The following is a 25,040-nucleotide window of genomic DNA, read 5'->3' as shown; positions in this document are numbered from 1 at the left end:
GGTCATAATGACCTCCTACCCTTTGGGTTGAGTTGAATCCGAACAAATTCTCGGCAAAGTCTTTGTCGATTCAACAACATACTCCAAAGGGTAGATTCTTTAAATCCCAAAATCGCTCAATTTAGGTGCAAGTTTCATCGAAATGCCATGCTGAATTTTCTTCAACCACGCCGACGGTTTCCAGGGTGAAGGTGAAGCGCTGCAGCGCTTCACCTTCACACGAGTCGGAGGCTGCTGCTCCGTCAAAGTAGTTATGCCGGGCAATCCACCACACCCCTGCTCCCCTCGAGGGGGGGAATCAACGGGGGGTACCCTGCGGAACAAAGGTGACAGGGTACTACCAGCGGAGCAGTGTGGAAGCCCATGTGAATCCAGAGCCGAACCCCAGCAGCAGGAGCAGATCCCCTCGCTCCAGCATGCCGGATCGGTATGTCTGGTCCAGGAGAAGCGGGATGGATGCCGCGCTGGTGTTCCCGTATTTCCGGATGTTGCTCAAAAACTTTTCGGGGGGGAATCCCAGCCGCTCGGCCACCATCAAGTTGATGCGCTGATTGGCCTGGTGGGGGATGACGTATTTGATGTCTTCCGCTTTGATGCCGCTGCGCTTGATGGTATTGTCCGCCACTTCCGTCAGGCTCATGACTGCATGCTTGAACACAGCCGGTCCGTCCATTTCCATCCACATGGCTCCGCTCTTGAATATGTCGCGGGAAATGTACGGCTTGCGCGAGATGTCCCACACTCGCATCTGCAGACACGAAGCAAAGTTGCCGTCTGCGTGGAGCTCAGAATACAGGATACCCCGGTCCGCATCCTCCGAGGCGCTGACGACGGTGGCCGCGGCCCCATCCCCGAACAGAACGGTCACATTCCGGCCACGGTTGGAGAAATCGAGAATACTGGACTGCAGCTCCGCCCCCACCACGAGAATATTCCGGTAGATGCCCGCCCGGATGAATGCATCCGCCGTTGTCAACGCATAGAGAAAACCGGAGCATTGGGTCCGGACGTCCATGGCGCCGATAGGCCCCGCGCCCAGCTCAGCCTGGAGGTAACAGCCGTTGCCGGGAAAATTCTGGTCGGGAGAAAGCGTGGCGAAGATAATGAAATCGAGATCCGAAGGAGACAGTCCTGCATCCTCCAGGGCCTTCCGCGAGGCCTCCAGAGCCAGGTCCGAGCACGAGACTCCTTCCGGGGCGTGGTGCCGCTCCTCGATGCCGCTCCGTGAACGGATCCATTCATCGCTGGTATCCATCAGCTTGGACAGATCATCGTTTGTCACCACTTCAGTGGGAACATAGCTCCCGATGCCCGCAATCACACTCCTGACCATTCGATTCTCCTCTCAATCCTTCTCCGTGCCGTACCACGGGGAGATATTGCGAAAAACGGTTTTGTGGAAAAGCCCCTCCATGGGCAGGCGCTCCCGCTCCACGAGCTGTATCCTCGCTCCGAGCCCCAAAACCCTCCGGACATGGCTGCGCTGCAGTTCAAGGTACTGGGAACGGCTGCCACCCGGAAAATCCCGGTCCATGGGCCGGACGAGGAGAATCTCCATTTGCTGCCCGATGCCGTAGCTCGTGTGAATGACCAGCCGAAAATCTTCCAGAACCGGGTCCGAAGCGCGCAGGATTTTTTCCACGTCATCGGGATAGAAGGTGATGCCCCGGAGAGAAATGCGGTTGTCGGTTCTACGGAGCACAGGAGCCATGCGGACCGTCGTCCGTCCACAGGAACAGGGCCCTTCACGCAGGACGGTGATGTCTCCCGTGCGGTAGCGTATGAGGGGATACCCTTCGGCAGTCAGCGTCGTCAGCACCAGCTCACCTTCTTGTCCCGAAGCGACGCGCTCCCCGCTGACGGGATGGACGATTTCAGCCAGGAACTGATCTTCCGCCAGGTGCAGTCCTTCCTTTTTTTCACATTCTCCCGCCACGCCGGGCTCCACCATCTCCGTGACGCCGTAGAGCCCATGCACCGGGACCTTGAAAACCGATTCCAGGCGCTCGCGGGTGACCTCGGAAAGGGGCTCGGGACCGAGCAATACGAGGCGCAGGTCCATGTCGCGGGCATCTTTTCCCTGCCGCTCCAGGGTCTCCACGATGTGGAGGGCGAAGGCCGCCGTGGTGGCCAGCACGGTGGACCGAAAGTCCTGCATGATTTGAAGCTGCAGGGTCGCCGAGATGGTGGCGGAGGGGGCCAGGGTCGCCCCCAGAGCCTCGGCGGCCTGGTTGAAGGTGAAGGCTCCGGGGAAAAGGCTGAAATTGAACGCCACCTGCAGAATGTCGCGGTCCGTGATGCCGAGCTGTTCGTAGACGCGCACCATGAGGGACAGCCACATGGCGACGTCGTGCCGCGTGAAGCCCATGACGATGGGTTTGCCTTCATCCCGCAGGGGCGGCGTGGTGATCTTCAGGCGGACGATGCTCTTGAGGGGCTCGGCAAAAAGGCCGTACGGATAGTGCTCCGTCAGGTCGTGGCGCGTGGTGAAAGGGAACCGCCGCAGGTCTTCAAAGCTTCCCACATCCTCCGGCAGCAACGCCAGGGCATCCATCCGCTTCCGGTAAAAATCGACGTTGAAATAGGCGCGGTTCAGAGTCGTCTGGAGCCGTTCCATCTGCAACTGGCGCATGGCGTCGCGCGACAACGCATGGACGGTATTCTGCGGCATCGTCATCCCCTATTTTTTTTCCCATTTATATTGGTAGTCCCTGCCGAGGTACGCCCGCTGCACATCATCGTGCTCCATCAGTTCGGCGGCATTCCCCGAAAGGACGATGCGCCCGGTTTCCAGAACGTAAGCACGCTCGGCGATGGTCAGGGCCCCCATGGCATTCTGTTCCACCAGAAGGATCGTCGTTCCCTTCTGCTGCAGGCTCTGAACCGTTCGGTAGATCTCTTCGACGACGAGGGGCGCGAGCCCCATGGAGGGTTCATCCAGGATCAGGAGGCGTGGCCTGGCCATGAGCGCCCGCGCGATGGAGAGCATCTGCTGCTCGCCGCCGCTCAAGGTCCCTGCCTTCTGGCGACGGCGGTCGGCAAGAACGGGAAACAGCTCGAACATTTCCCCCAGGTGCTCCTCCACGTGCTTCCGTCCATAGATGTATCCCCCCAGCTCGAGATTTTCCAGGACCGTGAGATTCGGGAACAACTGGCGTGCTTCGGGCACCTGGACAAGACCCAGCCGGACAATGCGCTCTGGGGGCATCTGCCCGATGGAAGTGTTCCTGAAGATAATGTCGCCTTCCGAAGCCCGGTGTACTCCGCTGAGAGTGCGCAGCAGCGTGCTTTTGCCCGCTCCATTGGCCCCGATGAGGGAGACGATCTCTCCCTCGGCCACGTGGAATGTGACCCGCCGGAGGACCTGGATGGAGCCGTGGCGGGCTGAAAGTCCCTTCACCTGCAGCATGGTTTCGACAACCTCCCCTCGAGAGATTCCAACGCCGTCAGCTCCTTTTCACACCGAGATAGGCGGCGATCACCCTCGGGTCCTGCTGAACCTCCTTGGGCGTGCCCGTCGCGATGCGGAAACCGTGCTGCAGCACGACCACCCGGTCGGCGACCCGCATCACGACATTCATGTCGTGCTCCACCAGGACGATTCCGATGCCATGCTGGCGCAGGAGCGTGATGTACCTCACCAGCAGCTCACTCTCGCGCGGATGGAGTCCCCCCACGGGTTCGTCCATGAGGAGAATGCGGGGGCGCAGGGCGAGGGCGCGGGCCATTTCCAGGAGCTTCTGCTCCAGGAGGCTGAGGTGCTGCACGGGTTGGTGGGCCTTGGCGTCCATGTGAAAATCTTGGAGAAGATCCGACGCCCGCTCTCTCAGCAAGGCCTCCTCACGCCTCTCTCCAGGCATGTGCAGGCAGGCGGCCAGGAACCCGGAATCCCCCTGCACGTGGAATCCCACCAGCATATTTTCCAGCACCGAAAACTGGTGGTACATCTGGACGCTCTGAAAGGTGCGCCCGATGCCGCAGGCAGCGATCTCATGGGGAGAGAGTCCCAGGAGGCTTTTCTCTTCCAGGAGCACCTCACCATGCTGGGGCTTCAAAAGGCCTGAAATGATATTGAGAAGGGTCGTCTTGCCGGCCCCGTTGGGGCCGATGAGGGCCACGATTTCACCCTGCCCGACTTCCATGCTCACCGACTGCAGGGCCTGCAGTCCTCCGAAACCGAGTGTGACTTTCCTGAGTCTCAGAAGGGCAGCCGCATCGGATCGTCCACCGGCATGGGGATCTTTCAGGCATCGCAGAGACAAGGCTGATTCACTCATGCCGCTGCCGAGAGCCTGGGAGGGGGAGGACGCAGGCTCGCCTCCCCTGGAGGAATCCGACGACGCGCGGGCGGCCAGGGAAGGGCGCTTCCTCCAAGTCGACGGCCATCGCACAGACAGGAAGACGGGGACGAGTCCCTGGGGGCAGAAGACGAGCACCCCCATGAGGATGAGGCCATAGGTGAGGACATAGAAATCTTCAAAGTGGCGCAGGAGCTCCGGCAGGAAAGTCAGGAGCACCGTGCCGGCCAATCCCCCCCACAGGCTTCCCATGCCGCCCACCACCACCATCGTCACCAACTGGACGGAATAAAAAATATCGAAGGTCTTCGGGCTGATAAAGGTCACGTAATGCGCGTAGCAGAAGCCGGCAAGGGCCGCATAGACGGCGCTCAGCACGAAGGCGACGACTTTGTACCTGAAGGAGGGAATACCCAGGGCCTGTGCAGCGAGGTCGTTTTCGTGGATCGCCTTGAAAGCCCTCCCCAGGCGTGAATCGTTCAGATTCAGCGTCAGGCAGAACGCCGCCAGGAAAACCGCCCAGATGAAATAATAAAACCGGCGATCGGTGCTCAGAACGAAGGAGCCGAGAGAGAGGCGGGGAATGCCCGGAAATCCCGATGGGCCTCCCGTGAGAGGCTCCATCTGGTTGAAAAGGATCGTGACGATGATGTTGAATCCCAGGGTGGCCATCACCAGGTAATTGCCCTCCAGGCGCAGGGTGGGCAGGGCCAAAAGCAGGCTGACGGCAGCCACCAGGATGATGGCGAAAGCGAAAGCCCCGGGCAGAGGCCACTGCCAGCTGGTGCCGGCGATGGCGGAAAGATAGGCTCCGAGGCCGTAAAAGGCAGCATGACCGATGGAGACCTGTCCCGTGGAGCCGATGAGGAGATTGAGCCCCAGCACCACCAAAGCATTGAGGGCCAGCACATTGAGAATGAGCATGAAGTAGTCGTTTTCCAGTCCGAGGGGGAGGGTTCCGACGCAAATCGCCAGGAGCAGGATCGCCCGCCAATCTTTGGGGACAAAAAAGAGGCGGCTCATTTCCTGCCTTCCCGTGAATGGATTCCGTGGCGATGGAATAGACTGGGGAGGAGCATGGCTAGAGCCTTTTCACGCGGGCGCTTCCAAAGAGTCCCGAGGGTCGCACGAAAAGGATGGCCAGGAGGATGATGAAGGCGATGGCGTCCTTGTAAGCCGAGGAGATCAGACCGGCGCCGAACGATTCCAGGATGCCCAGTAATAGCCCTCCAACCACTGCACCCACCGTGCTCCCATACCCTCCAAGGATCGCTCCGGCGAAGCCCTTGAGTCCCAGCATCAACCCGGCGTCGTAGCTCATGCTCGTGATGGGGGTCACCAGGATTCCCGCCAGGGCACCCAGGGCGCCGCTCAGGGCGAAGGCCAGGGCCACCAGCCTGCGCACGGAAATGCCCAGAAGCACCGCTCCAAAGGGATTGTCCGCCGCCGCTCTGACAGCCTTGCCGAGGAGGGTGCGGTGGAAAAACAGGTAAAGCAGCCCCAGGACACACAGAGATATCCCAAGGATCCACAAGGACTGGGGCATGATGGCCGCATTGAAAAGAACGATGGGAGATTCTCCTCCCAGGGGGGGAAAGATGTGGGAATTTTTCCCCCACACCAGCATACTGGCTCCCCGAATGGAGATGGAAGCGCCGACGGTGATCATGACCAGCGTCAGGATGTCGCGGTTCCTGGAATGGCGCAGAGGCCCCTGTTCGAGAGCGACCCCAATCACCGCGACAGCGGCAGTGGAAATGAGGAAGGCAAGAGGCATGGGAAGCTGCGCCACGTGGGTGAGGGAGACCATCATCATGGCTCCGAGCATGACAAATTCCCCCTGGGCGAAATTCACCAGCCCCGTGGCGTTCTGGATCAGGCAATACCCCAGGGCGATGAGGGCATAAATGCTCCCCGTCGTGATGCCCGAAACAAAAAACTGCGGAATCAAAAGCCAGAACATGGGAAGAAATCACCCCCGGGGGATAGCCTTTGTTGTTTATACTCAGTCCCGGCTTTTGAGCGCCTCGCCGGCTCCGGCTCGGAAGGCCTTCAGGGAGAGCTCCAGTCGCTTGCCGCCGAGCCTCCGAAGCGTCCCTTCCAGTTGCTCTGCTCCGCAGAACAGAGCGCCCGATCCCACGGCGAAGCCGAGAAGCACCAGGTTGGCGGCGATGGGAGCTCCAAGGTCCTCGGCAATCCGGGAGGCATTGAGGGAATGCTTTCCCTCGGAGTCGGGGACATTGGAGATGACGGTGCCGTCGGGCTTCAAGTAAAAGCCGTGGGCCTTGACGGCGTCAGGATGCAGGGCCAGGAGCACATCCGCTTTTCCCGGCCGGACGAGCGGGCTCGACATTCCTTCGACAGACCCTCCATCGGCAATCTTGAGATGGCTGATGACATTTCCGCCCCGCTGTGCCATTCCGTGGGTTTCGGAGATCAGTACCGAATACCCTTGCTCCAGGGCCGTTTCCGCGAGCAGTTTGGTGATGAAAAGGACGCCTTGCCCGCCCACGCCGCTGACTATGATCTGCTGCATTTTGACCTCATTCATGAATTGCCCTTCACTGCCTGGAATACCGCCTGAAACCTCAGGGGGTGCTGGAAACCGCCTCCAGTGCCCCGTGTGGACAGACGAACCTGCACACGCCACACCCGGTACAGAGAGCGGGATCGATACGGACCGGCTCTTTTTCACCCTGAGACTGCAGCGCCGGACATTCGAATTGCTTCACGCAAAGACCGCAGGCCTTGCATTTTTCGTTGACGGCCATTTCCTGACGAACCCAGCTGCCCCGTTGATTCCGATCCATGATGCAGGGCCGCCTGGCGATGACCACGGCCACTCCACCGCCTTCGGACCGGGTGTGAAGGTCCGCCTTCTTCAGCAGATCCGTAAACGCATCCAGCTTGTAGGGGTCTTCGACCTCCACAAAGCCGACGCCACACGCCTTCACGAGCTCCGGAATGGAGAGCTGAGGCACGGGCGTGCCGTCCAGCGTGGACCCGAAGCCGGGAGTGGGCTGGTGCCCCGTCATGGCTGTCGTGCTGTTGTCCAGGATGGTCAGCACGAAACGCGCGCCTTGTACGACTGCATTGATGAGAGCGGGAATCCCGGCGTGGAAAAAGGTGGAATCCCCGATGGTGGCGCAAATGGCCGGGGCTTCCTCCTGGGGAACCGAACGGTAGGCATGGTAGAATCCTGCTGCCTGGCTGATGGAAGCGCCCATGCAGAGCACCGTGTCGACAGCCCCAAGATTCACTCCAAGGGTGTAACACCCGATGTCGCTGGGGTAGATCCCCTTGGGGAAGGCTTTTCGAATGGCATAAAAACTGGCTCGGTGTGGGCAACCGGCGCAGAGCGTCGGGCGCCTGCCAGGGAAGGTGGGAGGCTCCACACGGGGCGCCGGAGGCAGTTGGGCGAAGGTCCGCAGGATGTCTTCCACGCGTTCGGGAAGCAACTCACCCGCCGAGGGAACCGTGCCGGTGGTACGGCCCTGGACTTTTTCCCTGTTCTGGAATTGCAGCTCCATCACCGGATAGCTCTCTTCCAAAACGAGGACCTTGTCGTACTGGGCCAGGATACTGTCCCTGAATTTCGGCGAAAGCGGAAAGGGCATGGTGACCTGGTATACGGGGATTTTCTCCCAGAGTCCCAGGTCCCTCATGATTTCCATGGCATGGGCCAGTACGACACCGGAGGCCACGATACAGAGTCGAGATCCATGGGGAGGAGTGGAAATTCCCGGATTCAAAAGCTTCGGAGCGAGGGACGGCTCCTCGGCGATTTCCGCCAGTTTCCCATTGAGCTGCCCGTGCAGCACCAGCCGAAACTTGGGGGTCGCGGCCCAACGGGCAGGGTTCTTTTCAAATTGAGCGATTGAATGGGCGGGGGAAAGGGGCTTCATTTCCATGTCCTGCCGCGCATGGCACACGCGCGTTGTCGGGCGGAACATGACGGGAATCTCGAAGCGTTCCGAGAGAGCGAACCCCTGGGGCAGCATGTCACGGGCTTCCATGGGGGAGGAAGGATCCAAAACGGGAACCTTCGCCATCATGCCCAGGAGGCGGCTGTCCTGCTCCGTCTGGGAACTGTGGGGACCGGGATCGTCTGCTACTACCAGGACGAAGCCGCCCTTCACTCCCGTGTATGCGGCGCTCATGAGGGGGTCCGCTGCCACATTGAGCCCCACCTGCTTCATGATGGCCGCCGAGCGACGTCCCGCAAAGCTGTTGGCCAGTGCGACCTCAAAGGCGACTTTTTCGTTGATGGACCACTCCAGATGGAGGGGCAGCCCCTCCTCTTTCTTGATCTGGACGAGGGTGCCCAGGACTTCCGAAGCGGGAGTGCCTGGATAAGATGTGGCCATGGTACAGGCCGATTCCACCAGTCCTATCGCTATAGCCTCATTTCCAAGAAGAATCTTTCGTGTGGTCAACTTGCTCTCCTCACCTTGAGGGATCTTCGGGGATCGTCTCCCTTCAACTGCAATGAAATGTTTACGTTAAGGGGTGTTCATTTGGAGGTGCATGCGCAAGACGCCGTCTCCCCGGTGAAGCCGGGGTCCATGAAATCATGACCCATCAAAATTCCTGGATTCAGGCTTTCGAAAAGGACGACGGGGGCATCACGAAAAGCATCCGCTGCGCAGGATTTAGATGCGAAATTGCTTGACCCATGCACAATGCACAGCACAACGAATGCAGCGAGCATCAGTAACAAAGCTCTACCCCGGGGTCAAGAAGGAAAAGGCCTGCTCTGGAGGATTCGGCAGGGAAAGGCTTGACTTAGGGAGGTCGGTCCCAAGGGATATCCTTCATTCCCGCCGGCTTTACGGGAGAATCCGGAAAAGACCGTCGGCCTGGACTCCCCCAAAGCCTGCAGAAGGAAGGCTCAGAAACAGCTGGGCACCTCGAAAAGCTTCCGGGCCTCCTCGGCAGTTCGGATGGTCGGATTGACGATTTCCTCTCTTTGAACGCGATCCACCCGGATCTTTCCATCCACCCAGGAGAGCTGAACCGTTTGATACATGTTGGACAGGGTGCTCTGGTTCATAGGGAGGCGCTTTTGGGTGAAGCGCATCATCCGGTCCGGTGTCCAGTGTTGAGGATAGAAGAGCATGGGATCGAATTCAAAAAAACCCTCCATGATCATGGACCGAACGATGACATGGCGGGGCGGGGATATGATGGCCTTCTTGACACGTTTTTCGATCTCCGCCACCGTCTGCCGGCTGAGGTCATTTCCGACGATCTGTGTGGGGAATTCATCCCCCTCGGGTTGATTGCCGAAATTCCTTTTCACCAGGGCAAGATCTCTGACCACGCGCCGTGTGTCCCAAAAATCCAGGTCGGTGAAGACGTGATATTCATATTGGGTCAGGCTGGGATGGCAGTAAACAATGCGTGCCATGATAGAACTCCTTTCTTTGTCACTCCGGGACGGCACATCTAGTGGCAGCCACAGCCGCAGCCGCACCCTTCCGCAGTCTCATCGGGTGCGAGAACGAGGACCTGGTTCAGAGCATAGCGATCGACCAGGTTTTGAATCTCCTGTGCCATCAAATACTGCACAAAAGTCTGCTCGATGCAGGGTACCTGCTTGGCGTAACCTTCCACGGTTTCAGCCATCAGGGGATAAGTATGGGATAGAAGAAGCGTGTCGAACTTCTGATTTTCTTCCGGGTTGCTCACATGGCAAAGGGGAAACCACGCTTCACCGGTTTTGAGAAATCCCACATAAAACATGTCATCTTTCGATTTTTCCAGAAAAGGTGCGGATTCCACTATTTCCATGGTGTCTCCTTAAAAAGCGCAACGGGCATTCACGCAGATGATTCTATCTTTCCGGGCTGAAATTGCCTCGGAAGGTCGAGGGCGGCAAACGTGCTTAATGTAACCAGGATCTGTCTTCCTTTCAAGCGTCGCGGGAACCTGGCGGTTCCAAAAGAAGACCCCGCGATCCGCATTTGAACTCTCCGGAGATTGCCGCACCGCGGCGGCCCGGCCTGGTGAACCCTTTCATGGCTCGAATTCTTGAAACTCGTTGTTCCCTATTCGCCTGCCTATCTGGTACAAGATCGTGTGACAGAGGGAGCTTCGCAGGACGGGGTGTTCCCATAGTTTACTTTTCGGAAGGAGATCGAACATGCGCAGCATCGAAACCGTGGAGAGAGCACCTGTGGTCCTGGCGGAAGGTGCGGTCATCGAACGACTGAACCGCCATCCGTCCATACGCCTCGATCCACTGCTCATCAATACGAGCCTGATTTACGACGAAACGGGGCGCGCGGAAATGACGCGCATTTACCGGGAATACATCGATGTGGGCTGCCGTGCGGATCTGCCTTTTCTGCTGGCTACCCCGACGTGGCGAGCCAACGGAGAGCGCATTCCGGCTTCGTCCTACCGGGAGAGGGATGTGATCGGAGATGCTGTCCGCTTCATGACGGACCTTCGAGGCGCATACGGCCCCTATGCCGAAAAGGTGCTCCTGGGAGGCTTACTGAGCTGCAAAGGGGATTCTTACAAGCCTGCGGAAGCTCTGCCCGAAAAGGATGCCCTGGAGTTCCACCGGTGGCAGGCGGGGAGGCTCGCGGAAACGGACATCGATTTTCTCCATGCCGCCACGCTGCCGGCGTTGTCCGAGGCAATGGGGCTCGCGCGGGCCATGGCCGAGACGGGCAGGCCTTATCTTCTGAGCTTCGTCATTCGCCCCAGCGGCCATCTCCTGGACGGGACCTCCCTTGCTCAGACCATCGCCGCCATCGACGGGGCAGTGGAGCCCAAGCCGTGGATCTACATGGTCAACTGTGTGCATCCCACCGTGCTGGAAGCGGCTCTCAAAAATCAGCCCCCGGAGGTCGCTTCGAGGCTCGTGGGCATTCAAGCCAACACCTCGGCCCTGAGCCCCGAAGAACTGAACAATTCCACTGAAACACAAACCGAAGACCCCGAGGTCTACGCCGCAGCCATGGTGCGCCTCCATGACCAATTCGGCATAAAAATACTGGGGGGATGCTGCGGGTCCGACGGGCGCCACATCGAAGCCATTGCGCGGCTGCTGAAATCTTCACGGGCGAAGGATGACCCGCGGGGAAGGCCTCACCGGTGTCAGGGGTAGGGTGCATTTTATGCACCCTCCGTACTGAGTGAGGAAATGCTCGTGTCAAAAATGGTGCGTAAAACGCACCCTACGCTGGAAATCCTTGTGGTAACAATGGTGCGTGAAACGCACCCTGCAAATCATGGCAAACGACGGATGAACAGGCAGGGCGGGTACCCATTTCCTGCCTGACGCCTGGTGAACGAACAGCGGAGCATTCGGTGCAGTCGCCCGATGCTCAGACGGGGAGTACCCGATGATCCGGAAAGGATTGATAGACAGGCTCTACGAAGCCGCAAGCATTCAGCGGTGGAACGACCATGTGAGGCCCGTGGAATTCACGGAGCTCGACAAGCAGGCCCACAAGATGATCATCGCCTATGTCGTCGGGAAGATGGAAGAATACGAACGGCAGGCGGCGGTGGACTGGCGGTTGCTCATCGAAGGCGGGATTTTCGAATTTCTGCAGCGCGTGATCCTCACGGACATCAAGCCGCCGGTGTTCCACACCCTCATGAGTGAAAAGGGCAATGAGCTCAATGAACTGGTGCTGAAAAAGCTCCAGGACGACATCCATCCCATCAAAGGGGACTTCAGAGCCAAATTCCACAGGTATCTTTTTGACAAGGACTACGCGCGGCTGGAGAAGCGCCTGCTGCGGGCGGCCCACTACCTGGCCACCAACTGGGAATTCCAGATCATTTACAACACCGCTCCCTTTGTCTACGGTATCGAACGGACGAAGGAAGAAATCGAAAATCAAATCGAAGACCACTACGATCTCATCGGGGTCCAGAAGATCTCCCTGCGGAAGAAATCCTTCGGATTTGTCGACCTGTGCGGGCAGCTCCGGTTCCAGCAGCGCTGGGCACAGTCGCCCCGCGTCCCCAAAACCTCCGTGCTGGGGCATATGCTCATCGTCGCCATGATGTCGTATTTCTGTTCCGTGGAAATCAATGCCTGCGACAAGCGGATCCACAACAACTACTTTGCCGGACTACTGCATGATCTCCCGGAGGTGCTGACCCGCGACATCGTCTCTCCCGTCAAGAGCTCCGTGGAAGGCCTGGATGAAATCATCAAGGCCTACGAGCGGCTCCAGCTGGAAGAGCGTATCCTCCCGCTCCTGCCCGAGTCCCTGCGCCATGAAATCAATTATTTCCTGGAGGAGGAATTCGACAACAAAGTGGTGGAAGACGGGAAAGTGAAGAAGGGGATCTCCAGCGAAGAGTTGGCGGCCAGGTACAACGAGGATCGTTATTCCCCGGTGGACGGCGTCATCATCAAGGGCTGCGACAAGTTGGCGGCCTTCATCGAAGCGGCCCTCTCCATACACCACGGCATCCAGTCTCAGCCCCTCGTGGAAGGGAAGCGATACATGTACGAGAAGTACAAAGGGGCCGTCATCGGGGGAATCAACTTCGGGCAGATTTTCGATTACTTCAATTGAATGGAAGGCAGGAGGCCGTGCTCCTGAAAACGCTCCGTTTCACCCTGCTTCTCTCCTGATGCGGCCGAGGAGGGGGAGCCAGAAATTGTCTCGGAAGCTGTCGAGAACCTCTGCCAGGGGCTTGCCGGCATCGAGGATGAAAAAGCGTTCGGGTTCCGCCGCGGCTAGCTGCAGATACCCCTCCCGCACCCTTCGATGGAAGGATTCCTGCTCCTGCTCCATGCGATCCGGAGCCCCCTCCCGGGCTTCCATGCGCTGAAAGGCCACCCGCAGGTCGCAATCCAGCAGCACCGTGTGGTGGGGCTGGAGTCCTCCCGTCGCCCAATCCTGGATGCGGCGCAGGGCGTGCCGGTCCATGCCCCGGCCGTAGCCCTGGTAGGCGAGGGTGGCGTCGGTGTATCGGTCGGACAGAACCCATCGACCTTCAGCCAGGGCGGGCTGTATCACCTGTGCCGCCAACTGGGCCCGGCTGGCGGTGTAGAGGAGCACTTCCGACCGGGGATGCATGTCGCCATGGGAGGGATCCAGGAGCAATGCCCGAATTTTCTCCCCCAGCACAGTCCCTCCCGGTTCCCGGGTGCGAATGTGAGGGATACCCTCTGCCTGGAGCCACGCGCTCATCTGGTCCATGACCGTGCTTTTCCCGCACCCGTCTACTCCTTCGAAGCTGATGAACCGAGCCGCAACGCCCGAGGTCGTTTTCATTGGTGGTGAATTTCCTTTCATGCTGAGATCTTACTGTTCAGTTCACTTGCCTGTTTCTCGGCCTGATAGGGCTCCGCAATTCCAAGGTCTTTCAGTTTTGCAGCCCCCAGCTTCACCTGGAAAACGTCTTCGATGTTCTGCTTCAGGGCATGGCGAACTTCGGACAGGAGCACCGGACGCCCCAATTCGCGCGCCAGGGAGGTCACTCCGATCCCTTTGAGCCCACACGGGTGGATCCAGCCGAAGGGATCGAGGGAGACATTGGCATTGAAAGCGAAGCCGTGAAACGACACTCCCCGCCGCACGGCAATTCCGACGCTCCCCAGCTTGCTGTTCCCGACCCAGACTCCCCGGTTCAGGGGATTACGGACCGCAGCTACCCCCCAGTGGGCAGCCGTCCGAATCATGACCTCTTCCAGCCGCGTGACATAATCGACCACCAGGAGGCCCGCAGAGGGGAGATGGACGATTCCATACCCGACGAGCTGTCCCGGCCCGTGAAAGGTGATGTTGCCGCCCCGCTCCACGTGGAAAATGGGGATGCCCGATTCCTCCAGAAAACTTTCTGGAACAGTGAGATTTTCCCGCCCCCCCTTACGGCCCAGGGTGAAAACCGGGGGATGCTCGAGGAGCAGGAAAACATCCCTCTCCACAGCGTCCGACTGCCGCGCGGCAACCAGCTGCTCCTGCAGGCGCCAAACCTTCCTGTAATCCAGTAGGCCCAGATCCAGGTAGAGCCAGGTCTTCTGCGCGTAAACTTTGGATGGGGTGGTTTTCAGATCTTTCATGAGCCTTCTTTTCTGGCAATGCGGCGACTGGAGCGATCTCTGAAGCTCCAAGCCCCATGTATCCCTCCATCTCTACCGCCATCCCCGCCAATCCCATACTCGATCAAAGCCAAAATCCTTTTCCTGCAAATAACTTATTGGAAATCGAGCACATCGGCAATAGTGTTGTGTGATTCTTCCAGGAGTCTTAGCCCAGGTGTCGTGGTTAGGCATTGGAAGCAGCGATGATAAAAGACCGCTACGTTCATGCCATTTGGTCGCTTCCCCTCTGCATCTTTTCAATCTTGTACCGCAGCGTGCCCCGCGGAATTTTCAAGAGCTTGGCGGCCTGGGAGATGTTGCCGTCCGCCATCTGGAGGACGCGCCGGATGAGGTGAGTGGCGAATTCGTCCACGACGGCTTCCAGGTCGATCCCCTCCCGGGGAATGGGGTAGTCGAAGGGCTCGGCGTGCAGGGCGCCCCCTCCCGGCCCCTGGGTCAACTCCTTGGGAAGGTGCTCCGGCTGAAGCGTCTTCCCCTTGTGCATGATGCAGATCCGCTCCATGACATTACGCAATTCCCTCACATTTCCCGGCCAGGAGTAGACCAGGAGCAGTTTCTGTGCTTCTTCGCTTATGGCGCGGAACCCGCCTGAAAACTTCCTGGCATATTCCGACAGAAAATACTTGGAGAGGGCCAGCACATCTTCAGGCCGCTCCCGCAGGGGCGGCAGGTGGATGGGAACGATGTGCAGTCGGTAGAAGAGGTCCTCCCGGAACCGCTTCTCTTTGATGGCTTCGCGCAGATCCTGGTTTGTGGCGGCAATGATCCGAACATCAATCTCCAGGGCGCGTGTTCCCCCCAGCCTCCGCACCTTTTTGTCCTCCAGGACCCGCAGCAGCTTCGCCTGCAGTCCGAGATCGATCTCCCCCATTTCGTCCAGGAAGATCGTGCCGCCGTCGGCCGCTTCAAAGAGCCCGATCTTCCTGCCCCGCGCCCCGGTGAAGGCCCCGCTCTCGTGCCCGAACAGTTCGCTTTCCAGGAGATTTTCGGGGAGGGCGGCACAGTTGATCTCAAGAAAGGGCCGGCCTGAGCGGGGACTGAGGTTGTGGAGGGTCCGGGCGATGAGATCCTTTCCCGTGCCCGTCTCTCCCGTAAGGAGGACCGTCGCCTCGCCGTGCCTGGCCACCTCACGTACCTGCTCGAGGATTTCCCGCAGGGCGGGGCTCTCGGCGATGACCGGCTGTCCCCCGAGCATCCCCTCGTGCTGCTTTTTGAGGGAGCGCACCTCCCGTTTGAGGCTCTGGGTTTCCAGGGCCAGTTTGACGATGAGCCGGATCACGTCGGCCTTGAAGGGCTTCTTGATGTAGTCGTAGGCGCCCAGCTTGAGGGACTCCACGGCCGATTCCACCGACGCGTATCCCGTCATGATGATGACCAGCAGGTTGGGATCCCATTCCTTGACCTTTTTCAAAATATCCAGCCCGTTCATATCGGGCAGATTCAGATCGAGGAAGATCAGGTCGATGGGTTCCTCCTGGATGCTTTTCAGAGCATCCCGGCCGGAAGAAGCCACAACGGTGGAGTAATCGTCTTCCTGCAAAATCCTTTCGAGGTTTTCACAGATGAAAGGCTCGTCATCTACAATGAGTATTTTTTCCATAGCTGCCAACGAGTTTGCTCCGTCGAATTTGCGCTGTCAGGCAGTGCGCGGTTCAGAATGCAGGCTTTCCTCTGTGGCGATGGACCCTTCCGACACCGGCAGGTCTATCCAGAAGGTCGTCCCCTCGCCCGGCCGGCTCGTCACGGAAATGTGCCCTCTGTGCTCCTCCACGCGGTCCATCTCATGCAGCGACCGCTGGATCAATTCGCGCTCCCGGGGCATTTCATCCAGGCGGTCGGAGCGCCGGATGTGCTCCTCCATGCGCTTGCGCTGGGTGACGTCCCGAATGAAAAGGAGGTACACGCTTTTGTTCTGCTTTTCCTGGTGAATGGTGGAAAAGTGCACCTCCAGAATTTTTTCCCGCCCTTCCTGGAAAACCGAATAATGTTCCAGGGAATGCACCTTGTCCGGCGCTGCCTCCAAGTATCCACGGATAACCTCCACCCAGGACGGAAAAGTGGCGAAAACCTCCGAGTAGGGTCTTTTGATGGCCTCCTCGGCGCCGATGTCGAACACCTTCTCACTGTAAGGGTTGAACCATGTCACCCTCCCTCCGTCGTCCAGGGTCACGATCCCACTGGTCATGTGGGTCACGATGGACTTGATGAAATTGCGCTCGTGTACCAGGCGCCAGTAAAGCTCCGAACGTTCGATGGCCCGGGCGGCATCGTTGGCGAGAATCTGCAGGGATTCCACGTCAGTGGAATGGATCTCCCTTCGGCTGATCTTCGTGTCGGCTCCCATGACGCCGATGATGCGGTCGCGGCTCTTGATGGGAGCGAAAACGAAAAAGTCGAGTTCCCCCACTTCGGCGATTTTCAGATCCAGTGGAGTGGCGTGCACTTCGTGGTGAATGTCCTTGACGAACATGGTTTCGCCCGTTCGGTAAACGCGGGTGGGAATGCAGAGCAGGCTGTTCGCCTTCGTCCGGCGGACCATTTCATCGATTTTGCTTCCCACCATGAGGGCGGGCTCCTGAAACTTCAGCGTTTCGACGCCGATGGTGATCCCTCCGAAGACGTTGTGCTGGTCATAAGGGGGCCGATGGTAGGGAATGGCCGCATAAGCCATGACTCTTGGAATGCCCCCCACGTTGAAGGTGCTGGTGACCCCTGAGCGCCCCTGGCGTACCTCGCGCGCGATGAGCGGGTAGTTGGGGTTGATGAAGCTGACAAAGTCCAAGTTGAAAGGGACCTCTCCCGCTAGAAGGCGTTCCCGGGTGTAATCGGGCGCATGGGGATCGAAGCCGCTGCCGTCCGGGCGAAGGCCTCGAATGTCATAAAACTTTGGATGCGAAATGATCCACCCCTCGTCGTCGAACATGAAAGCGTAATTCCCACTGGAATAACTGGGGAAAACCACAAAGCGCGCTTCGGTGGGGAGAATATGCAATGTCAGTTCCATGAGGTGCCGGTGATCGAGAGAAAGCAGGACGATGCCTTCCAATGTTCCGTCTTCATGGAAACGAGGCGTCGCGAAACGAATCACCCCCTCGTACTTGCGGCCCTCCACGGCGCTTTCGACATCCCTGGCCCCCTGGAGCTGCTCCTCGCGTTTGACGTACCATCCGGTCACGCGCGAGACGAAGATCCCGCCTTCCTTCAATTTCAGGGCCTCTTCAAAATACCTCTCAGACCTGTAGGTCGTGTTCTCCGGTCGACTGACGTCCCGCATGGCGTAGGGCGGGACGACGGTGTCATCGACGATGCGGATTCGTTCGATGCCGTCGGCTCCGATGAAAGCCAACTCCCGATAAAGCGGTATCTTACGGCGGACTTCCACGGGCGCCTCGTTGGTTCCTTCCCGCGTCCAGATTTCGCCCTGGTGGTGACGACCGAACTGCTGGAAAACCTCCGGGGTGAGGGGAAGCATGCGGAGGGTCAGCACATCCGCTTCACACGAGCGAAGGAAGCGGTGAACGCGGTCGGCCAGCTCCACTGCCCGCAGCTCCAGGGATTCCCGGGCGCGCGTCTCCAGTTGATGGGTGCTGCTGTCGATGGCATGCTGCCCGATGGCTCGCAGGCTGTGCAGGATGGAAATGCCCAGGACGGAGAGGGGGAACATGGAGAGCGCCAGAAAGGCGAAAACCAGCTTCTTGCGTATGGAGAATGGAAAGACCATGGGGACTGCTCCTTAAAAATACTCAAACCTTGTTTGGAACACAGTGTTTCAGACGCGGCGGATCTCCCATAATTTAATGGAGTGGAGAAGATTTGGGGAGCGTTATCTGGGGCGAAGGAAGGAAAACGGCAGTCAGAGCGGCGAAAATCCGCCGGTCCCTGGCTAAATTTCGCCGACCTGTCGATCCATTGGATTTAATTGGACAAACGATTTGAAAAAGGCTCGGGCTGGTCCCGTCCGCAGGGAGAGTGGCTGAAATTCGACCGGGGTGCGAGTGGGGAGGTACCATGCAAGGCCCTGTCGGTCTCCCCTCCGTCAGAGAGGAGACGAGGGAAAGTTTGTGTACGGTATTTGCATGCTGAGTCCAATGTATTGATTTTATGATTTTATGCTGGTTGTGTCGAAAAAAGAGCCTCAAGTTGGAAGCGGCACATTCCTGGAGGGGCTTCATATTTTCGGCGGAAAGCTCAAGGAAAACTTTGAGCGACTTTTGGAATGCATGAATGGCTGAAGCTCATCAGGAGGTTTTTACATGAAAGCCAGGGATTTGATGATACCGATTTCCGACTGCCCCCGACTGGCGGAAGATCGCAATATCTATGATGCAGTGGTGATACTGGAGGCCTTCCGCCAGAGGTACGACCGATGGGCTTATCGTCCCCGGGGGGTGCTGGTGCACGATGCCGATTTCATGGTCATCGGACACCTGAGACATGCGGACATGCTTCGTGCTCTGGCGGCACACGGCGTGCCGTCCGCGGAAGCTTCGCCTGCCTGGCCTTCTATTGGTGAGCAGGCAGAGGTCTGGAAGAATGTTCTCAATCATTTGCACAGTACGGCAAGGAGTGTCAGGGTAAAGGAGGCCATGCACATCTACAGCGAAATGGAATACGTGGATGGAGACGCGCCTTTGGAAGAAGCCCTGGCACGGCTCATGGCGGGGCCCTACCTCAACCTGGTCGTTCGCCGCCAAAAAGGTCTTCGCACCCTTTGCAGACCCGGTCATCCAGCTGTTCCTGGGTAGCTTCATCTTGGCGGAATCCATGGCCATTCATGGCCTGGACAAACGCTTCGCCTTCGCCATCATGTCTCTGAAGGCAGTGGGGAGCAGTACGGGTCGGCTTTTATGCGCTTTTGGTATCATTTGTGCCTTCCTTTCCATGTGGCTCAGCAACACGGCGGCCACGGCCATGATGTTTCCCATCGGCCTCGGCATCATCTACGCCATGGGGGACATCGTCGCTCAGAAAACCGGCTCTACCGTGGATCCCACCAAGCTTCGCTACGGCACGGGAATGATGCTCATGGCCGCTTATGCCGCCTCGGCGGGAGGCATCGGGACCCCGGTGGGAACTCCTCCCAACCTCATCGGCATTGCCATGATCGAGAAGTACTGCCAGGTGAAGATCCCCTTCTTCCAGTGGATGCTCTTCGCCGTGCCGCTCCTGATCATCCTTTTCGCCCTGTTGTTCGTCCTCATGTACTACCTGCACAAACCGGAAGTTTCTCATATCGAAGGCAGCCATGAATACGTGGAGCGCGAACGGGGGCAGTTGGGCAGATGGATACAGGGCCAGAAAAACTCCATGATCGCCTTCCTCGTCACCGTGGTTTTATGGCTCATCCCGGGTGCCCTGGCCGTCCTGTACGGGACCGACGCCCCCATTTCCAAGGCCTACGGCAAGTACCTGCCCGAGGGAGTGGTGGCCCTCATCGGGGCTTCCCTGCTCTTCCTCCTGCCTGTCAACTGGAAGGAAAGGGAGTTCACCATCTCCTGGAGCCAGGCCACGAAGATCGACTGGGGCACCCTGCTCCTCTTCGGGGGTGGTATCACCCTGGGGAATCTCATGTTTGAGCTGAAGCTCGCCGAGGTCATCGGCAAGGGACTGCTGGATCTGAGCGGGGCCACCTCTGTGTGGGGCATTACCTTCGGAGCCATCTTCATCGCCATCATGGTGAGCGAAACATCTTCCAATACCGCTTCGGCGAACATGGTGGTGCCTGTCATGATTTCCCTGGCGCAGGCGGCGGGCGTCAACCCCATCCCTCCGGCCATCGGAGCCACTTTGGGCGCCAGTTGGGGCTTCATGCTGCCCGTTTCCACTCCCCCCAACGCCATCGTTTACGGATCCGGCATGATTCCCATCACCAAAATGATTCGAGCCGGCATATTCTTCGACATCCTGGGAGGCATTGTCATGTGGATCGGCCTCCGCTTCCTCCTGTCTATGGTGGGGCTGGCCTGAATTCCAAGTCTGCAATGCTCTTGGGGTAGGGTGCATTTCATGCACCAGCCGTGTAGATGAAAGGTTTCCGTGAACGATAGTGCGTAAAACACACCCCGCCCGTGTCCCTCACCATCCTGCCGCCTCATTGCATGAAGGCGTACGGCAAGCGGCCGTGCGCCTTCATGCCTTTCGCCCCGGATTCCCAGTCCATTCAAGAAAACGCATCCCAACCGCGCTCATTCATGTTATGAATCAAAGGAATTTTCATAAGAACACTCTGGTATGGGAGAGGGAACGTGGTTGATGCAGTGGTGGACACAGAAGTGAGAGAAGACGCAGCTGCCGGGCGGCCTCAAAAGATAGTGGTCTTTCAGCAGAACGGCAGCGGGCAATCCAAAATCGAGGGCATTCGGAGGTTCGGAGGGGGCTCCTTCCTGCTGGAAGTGATCTCCATCGATACTGCGGTGCCTCCCATTGTGGATGATCCCGAGGAATATCTCCCGGAATCCTTTCAGGCGGACTTGGTGCTGGATTTTCTCCGCCATCCGGATCTGTCTTACGAACTGGTGAAGCGTTGCGTAGCGCGAGGCATCCCCGTCATCGCATCGGGCAAAAAACTGGAGATACGGGAAGCCCTGACACCACCCACCTGATGTGCCCTGGCCAGGCAGGTCGGCCTGGGCAGATATGGGGAGCAGTTTGGTGCCCCCGATTACGAAGTGGTCCTGGATTCGAGAGGACGGATCGAATCCCTGCGAGTGGTTCGCGGTGCTCCCTGCGGCGCCTCATGGGATGCGGGGGAGCGCATTGTGGGCTTGCCGGCGGAGGAGGGCGCGATCCGTATCGGACTTGAGACCCAGTTTTTCTGCACTGCGAACCCGGCCGGATGGGACCCTTTGTATGGGAAAAGCCCCGTCCATTTCGCCGGAGAGGTGCATAAGAGCGCCCTCAAACGCGCCATAGAGGCCTGCAGTCGAGGCAACGAAGGCCTGCGAACCGCCACCGGGCGTTGACCCCCCATAGGGGCGGGGCAATGTCGTTGAATTGAGCTTGGATCGGCATTCCGGCGAAAGCCGGAGTCCCGGCAAATAAAGACTCTCTATACCCCGGTTTTCACCGGGGAGACGCTGAGTCAGGAGCATTGAGGAGGGCAGGAGGGTGTAAACGTCACCGCACATCCCTTCAATCCCCCTTCAAAGGGGGGCTTCCAAACCTCACCTCCCGGACCAGGTGATGGCTTTCGCTGGAATGTACTCGCCATCAGCGCCTGCTGCCGCCCAGCATGGTGCCGAGAACCCCTCGGACGATCGCCCGGCCCACCTGGGAACCGATGCTTCGAGCGGCGCTCTTGGCAGCGGCTTCGAGTATGCTGTCGGAGCGGCGTCGCTTTCCTCCCCCCAGGAGTCCCTCCAGCACATCTCCCAACCCATCGAGCATGCCTGCCTCTTCCCGGGAGGACCCTCGTTCGAGTCCGTCCGCTCGACGTTCATCCGGGGAGGGCCGGGACGTGGGTGCCCGCCGAGCGGCTGCCGCCGCGGCGCTCTTTATCAGCCTCTCGTAGGCTGATTCGCGGTCCAGGACCTTTTCATAGTGCCCGTACAGCACCGAATTCCGGATGACTGTTTCACGCTCTTCATCCGTAAGAGGGCCCAAACGCGACGCAGGAGGCAGGATGAACGCGCGCTCCACCACCTCGGGTCGCCCCTTTTCGTCCAGGAAGGAAACGAGGGCTTCCCCGACAGCCAGTTCCGTAATGGCTTGGGCGGTGTCCAGGCTCGGATTGGGGCGCATGGTGTCCGCTGCGGCCTTGACCGCTCTCTGATCGCGGGGCGTAAAGGCGCGCAGAGCGTGCTGCACCCGGTTGCCCAACTGCCCCAATACGGATTCGGGGATGTCGAGGGGGTTCTGGGTGACGAAGTAAACCCCCACCCCCTTGGAGCGGATGAGGCGCACGACCTGTTCGATCTTTTCCAGGAGCGCTTCGGCCATATCGTTGAAGAGCAGGTGTGCTTCGTCGAAGAAGAACACCAGCCGCGGCTGATCCAGATCCCCCACTTCGGGAAGCCTGTCGAAGAGATCGGCGAGCAGCCACAGAAGAAAGGTGGAATAGAGCCGAGGGCTGTTGTAAAGTCGGTTTGCCGCCAGGATGTTGATGACTCCTCTGCCTGACGCATCCGTCTGCATGAGATCTTCCAGGTCCAGCATGGGCTCACCAAAGAACACGTCGCCGCCCTGTTCGTCCAAAGTGAGGAGGCCGCGTTGGATCGCCCCGATGGACGCCGCGGAAATGTTGCCGTACTCGGTGGTGAACCGCCGGGCATTTTCGCCGACAAACTGGACCATGGCCCGGAGGTCTTTTAGATCCAGGAGCAAGAGTCCATTGTCGTCGGCGACTTTGAAGACGATTTGCAGGACTCCGCTCTGGGTATCGTTGAGATTCAGCAGCCTCGCTAGGAGGAGGGGGCCAAGGTCCGAAATGGTGGCGCGCAGAGGGTGCCCGAATTCTCCGAAGACATCCCAGAATATTACAGAGTTGGCCTGAGGTGTGAGGTCGGAAATTCCCATCGTGGCCAACCGCTCCTTGAGTCGATCCGTCAACACCCCGGGAGCGGCAGCGCCGGCTAGATCTCCTTTAACATCGGCGACAAAGGACGGCACCCCGATAGAAGCGAAGGTTTCCACCATTTTCTGAAGGGTCACGGTTTTTCCAGTGCCCGTGGCGCCGGTAATGAGACCGTGGCGGTTGGCAAGCCGGGGCAGGAGAACTAGATCCTTCCCTTCAGCCCTGGCAATGACGAGTGGTGCGCTCATGATGAAACCTCCATTCTGGCTTGTGTGACCGGCATTTCACGTCAGGGAATCGACCTGAGGGGCAGTATAGGCACATCCTGCAGAGGGTCCAGAAGAAAAATTTCCATGACCCCGGCAATGGCCTTCGATCCAAAGGCTCCACGCAAGCCTAACCTGTCGATCCCTTTCAAAGAAAGGACTATTCCCCATGCTGCCGTTGAAAGACATGAATCCGCCGAGGGGATTTCCCCTGGTCAATTATTGCATCATCGGGGTCTGCGTGCTGGTCTTTCTTTACGAGCTCCAACTGGGAGGCCGTATCGAGGAGTTCATGCGGTCTTACGGCCTCATACCCGTCCGTTACACGCGGCCGGCCATTGCCGCACATTTCAGCCTCGGCGAGCAAATACTTCCCTTTTTCAGCTCCATGTTCTTACACGGTGGGTGGTTTCACCTCTTTGGGAACCTTTGGATGCTCTATATCTTTGGAGACAACGTGGAAGGAGAAATGGGGCACGCGCGGTATGGAGCCTTCTATGTCATTTCCGGCCTCATTGCCGCTGTCATCCAGGTCATTTTCAACCCTTCCTCCAGCATTCCTACGGTGGGGGCCAGCGGAGCCATCGCCGGGATTATGGGAGCCTACTTCATGCTCTACCCCGGAGCGAAAATTCTCACCTTCATTCCCGTCTTTTTCATCCCCTACCTCATTGTCGTGCCGGCTTACGTGTTTTTGGGATTCTGGTTCATCATGCAATTTTTCAGCGGGGCCTTTTCTCTGCTGGATAGTGGGAATCGCGTGGCGGGCGTTGCCTGGTGGGCTCATGTCGGTGGCTTCGTGGGTGGGGCGTTGCTCTTGAACCTCTTCAAAGAAACATCTCGATATCGATGAGATGGCGGCGGTAGAAAATGGCCGGGTCGCTTTAGACAGCCTTTACCGTGCTCTTCAGGATATTCACGAGGTCCATTTCAAACCGACGATCCCGGCAATGATGAGTGCGAAGAATCAGCCAACGATGGTGCGTAAAACGCACCCTGTTAACAGGTTGGCAATGGTTTTCATCCCATGGGACAGGCAGAAGGTGCATAGAATGCACCCTGCCCAGTTGCGACAGTAGGGTGCATTCTATGCACCTTCCGTAAAAAGATTCAACCGGGAAGGGCGATATGCCGAAATTTCAGCACATGGGTTGCTCATCCGACACCGGCAAAATCTCTCATGGAAGCAGAACCGCTGGAGACCTGTATGCAGACATTCCGGAAGTTCATGATCATCCTCCTGTGCACCCTTTCCATTGGAGGGCTGTCTGCGTGCAGGGAAGACAAGAATTCCAAGGCGGGCCGACCCGGAAATGCTGCAGGGCATGGCGTGCCCCACGCCGCTTTGCAGCCGGACACACGGTTTTTTCATTTCGAAGACAACGGTCGGGGACTCACCATCGTCGATGGGGGGATTGGGCAAGGGGATGGGCCGGCTTCCCTCCAGCTCCAGCCGTTGCCCGCTCCCTCGCCGTTTGGAGCGAGTGAAGATGCAAAGCCGCTTTATGGCGGCATTCCACGAGGAAATGGCCTGGATCAACCCGCTGTGACGCCGGTGCCCGAGCCTCCCACCATCATGCTTCTCGCCTTGGGATTCGGGGCCGTTGCGGTCGCCCTGCGGCATACAGGCAAGGGCAAAACAATGAACCTCCCCGCGGCACCCCCTTCCGCTCGGCAGGACTCTCGGAAAAAACATCTCGCCTCGTGACAAAATCTTTTCCATAGATTCATTATCTTTGATAAAAGGGATCTAAGTACCCAAGCAAATATTTTCAAACAAAGTTGATATGATGAACGAAATCGGATAAGTGATATTACGATGTTAATGTCAAAGCCTCTACGAGGAGCCTGCGTGAAGTACGTAAAGCCATTATCCG

At 58.5% G+C, this 25,040-nt stretch carries 21 protein-coding genes; 6 read left to right on the top strand and 15 right to left on the bottom strand.

Annotation, left to right across the window (positions count from 1 at the left end; translation table 11 throughout):
• Positions 1–121: 121 nt before the first annotated feature.
• The 10 genes from MWC30_RS20495 to MWC30_RS20450 form a co-directional block, all read right to left on the bottom strand.
• Positions 122–274: a hypothetical protein gene (locus MWC30_RS20495; protein ID WP_244086067.1), complete on the bottom strand. Its 153-nt coding sequence runs from the start codon at positions 272–274 to the stop codon at positions 122–124.
• Positions 275–337: 63 nt separating this feature from the next.
• The gene (locus MWC30_RS20490; RefSeq protein ID WP_244086066.1) at positions 338–1,333 is read right to left on the bottom strand and encodes a beta-ketoacyl-ACP synthase III; all 996 of its coding nucleotides are present in this window, start codon (positions 1,331–1,333) and stop codon (positions 338–340) included.
• A gap of 12 nt (positions 1,334–1,345) precedes the next feature.
• Positions 1,346–2,671: a phenylacetate--CoA ligase family protein gene (locus MWC30_RS20485; RefSeq protein WP_244086065.1), complete on the bottom strand. Its 1,326-nt coding sequence runs from the start codon at positions 2,669–2,671 to the stop codon at positions 1,346–1,348.
• Between the two features lie 9 nt (positions 2,672–2,680).
• The gene (locus MWC30_RS20480; RefSeq protein WP_244086064.1) at positions 2,681–3,409 is read right to left on the bottom strand and encodes an ABC transporter ATP-binding protein; all 729 of its coding nucleotides are present in this window, start codon (positions 3,407–3,409) and stop codon (positions 2,681–2,683) included.
• Between the two features lie 37 nt (positions 3,410–3,446).
• The gene (locus MWC30_RS20475; RefSeq protein WP_244086063.1) at positions 3,447–5,321 is read right to left on the bottom strand and encodes an ATP-binding cassette domain-containing protein; all 1,875 of its coding nucleotides are present in this window, start codon (positions 5,319–5,321) and stop codon (positions 3,447–3,449) included.
• 58 nt (positions 5,322–5,379) lie between these two features.
• On the bottom strand, positions 5,380–6,261 hold the full coding sequence (locus MWC30_RS20470; RefSeq protein WP_244086062.1) for a branched-chain amino acid ABC transporter permease: 882 nt from the start codon (positions 6,259–6,261) through the stop codon (positions 5,380–5,382).
• Positions 6,262–6,303: 42 nt separating this feature from the next.
• Positions 6,304–6,834, bottom strand: a complete 531-nt coding sequence (locus tag MWC30_RS20465) for an indolepyruvate oxidoreductase subunit beta (protein WP_244086061.1) — start codon at positions 6,832–6,834, stop codon at positions 6,304–6,306.
• A gap of 52 nt (positions 6,835–6,886) precedes the next feature.
• Positions 6,887–8,734, bottom strand: a complete 1,848-nt coding sequence (locus tag MWC30_RS20460; RefSeq protein WP_244086060.1) for a thiamine pyrophosphate-dependent enzyme — start codon at positions 8,732–8,734, stop codon at positions 6,887–6,889.
• Positions 8,735–9,189: 455 nt separating this feature from the next.
• Complete coding sequence (locus MWC30_RS20455; RefSeq protein WP_244086059.1) at positions 9,190–9,708, bottom strand: hypothetical protein; 519 nt, start codon at positions 9,706–9,708, stop codon at positions 9,190–9,192.
• A 38-nt stretch (positions 9,709–9,746) separates the two neighbouring features.
• Positions 9,747–10,091: a hypothetical protein gene (locus tag MWC30_RS20450; protein WP_244086058.1), complete on the bottom strand. Its 345-nt coding sequence runs from the start codon at positions 10,089–10,091 to the stop codon at positions 9,747–9,749.
• 352 nt (positions 10,092–10,443) lie between these two features.
• Between MWC30_RS20450 and MWC30_RS20445 the strand changes: the two genes are divergently transcribed.
• The gene (locus MWC30_RS20445; RefSeq protein WP_244086057.1) at positions 10,444–11,418 is read left to right on the top strand and encodes a homocysteine S-methyltransferase family protein; all 975 of its coding nucleotides are present in this window, start codon (positions 10,444–10,446) and stop codon (positions 11,416–11,418) included.
• Positions 11,419–11,656: 238 nt separating this feature from the next.
• Positions 11,657–12,850 carry an HD domain-containing protein gene (locus MWC30_RS20440; protein WP_244086056.1) on the top strand — a complete coding sequence of 398 codons (1,194 nt, stop codon included), beginning with the start codon at positions 11,657–11,659 and terminating at the stop codon, positions 12,848–12,850.
• Positions 12,851–12,889: 39 nt separating this feature from the next.
• Here the strand turns inward: MWC30_RS20440 and tmk are convergent, their stop codons facing one another.
• From tmk to MWC30_RS20420, 4 genes are all read right to left on the bottom strand, one after another.
• Positions 12,890–13,555 (bottom strand): dTMP kinase, encoded by a 666-nt coding sequence (gene tmk / locus MWC30_RS20435; RefSeq protein WP_244086055.1) that lies wholly within the window; start codon positions 13,553–13,555, stop codon positions 12,890–12,892.
• Positions 13,556–13,572: 17 nt separating this feature from the next.
• Positions 13,573–14,343 carry a lipoyl(octanoyl) transferase LipB gene (lipB, locus tag MWC30_RS20430; protein ID WP_244086054.1) on the bottom strand — a complete coding sequence of 257 codons (771 nt, stop codon included), beginning with the start codon at positions 14,341–14,343 and terminating at the stop codon, positions 13,573–13,575.
• Between the two features lie 244 nt (positions 14,344–14,587).
• Positions 14,588–15,985: a sigma-54 dependent transcriptional regulator gene (locus MWC30_RS20425; RefSeq protein ID WP_244086069.1), complete on the bottom strand. Its 1,398-nt coding sequence runs from the start codon at positions 15,983–15,985 to the stop codon at positions 14,588–14,590.
• A gap of 36 nt (positions 15,986–16,021) precedes the next feature.
• Positions 16,022–18,106 (bottom strand): PAS domain S-box protein, encoded by a 2,085-nt coding sequence (locus MWC30_RS20420; RefSeq protein ID WP_244086053.1) that lies wholly within the window; start codon positions 18,104–18,106, stop codon positions 16,022–16,024.
• Between the two features lie 896 nt (positions 18,107–19,002).
• On the opposite strand from MWC30_RS20420, the gene MWC30_RS20410 reads away from it, so the two are divergent.
• Positions 19,003–20,352 (top strand): DASS family sodium-coupled anion symporter, encoded by a 1,350-nt coding sequence (locus MWC30_RS20410; protein WP_368860909.1) that lies wholly within the window; start codon positions 19,003–19,005, stop codon positions 20,350–20,352.
• A gap of 278 nt (positions 20,353–20,630) precedes the next feature.
• Entirely contained in the window at positions 20,631–21,347 is a 717-nt protein-coding gene (gene dfsP, locus MWC30_RS20405) for a DUF166 family (seleno)protein DfsP (RefSeq protein ID WP_267461793.1), read from the top strand.
• Between the two features lie 247 nt (positions 21,348–21,594).
• On the opposite strand, the gene MWC30_RS20400 is transcribed toward dfsP, so the two are convergent.
• Positions 21,595–23,145, bottom strand: coding sequence for a helicase HerA-like domain-containing protein (locus tag MWC30_RS20400; RefSeq protein WP_244086051.1), 1,551 nt, complete (start codon positions 23,143–23,145; stop codon positions 21,595–21,597).
• A gap of 187 nt (positions 23,146–23,332) precedes the next feature.
• On the opposite strand from MWC30_RS20400, the gene MWC30_RS20395 reads away from it, so the two are divergent.
• Together MWC30_RS20395 and MWC30_RS20390 are read left to right on the top strand one after the other, a co-directional pair.
• Positions 23,333–24,016, top strand: coding sequence for a rhomboid family intramembrane serine protease (locus MWC30_RS20395; RefSeq protein ID WP_244086050.1), 684 nt, complete (start codon positions 23,333–23,335; stop codon positions 24,014–24,016).
• Positions 24,017–24,370: 354 nt separating this feature from the next.
• Positions 24,371–24,871: a PEP-CTERM sorting domain-containing protein gene (locus tag MWC30_RS20390; protein WP_244086049.1), complete on the top strand. Its 501-nt coding sequence runs from the start codon at positions 24,371–24,373 to the stop codon at positions 24,869–24,871.
• The last annotated feature ends 169 nt before the right edge of the window (positions 24,872–25,040 follow it).

It is taken from the genome of Desulforhabdus sp. TSK, from assembly GCF_022836495.1.
Classification (GTDB): domain Bacteria; phylum Desulfobacterota; class Syntrophobacteria; order Syntrophobacterales; family Syntrophobacteraceae; genus Desulforhabdus.
The sequence above is the reverse complement of the archived record's forward strand: the minus strand, read 5'-3'. Positions and strand labels throughout refer to the sequence as shown.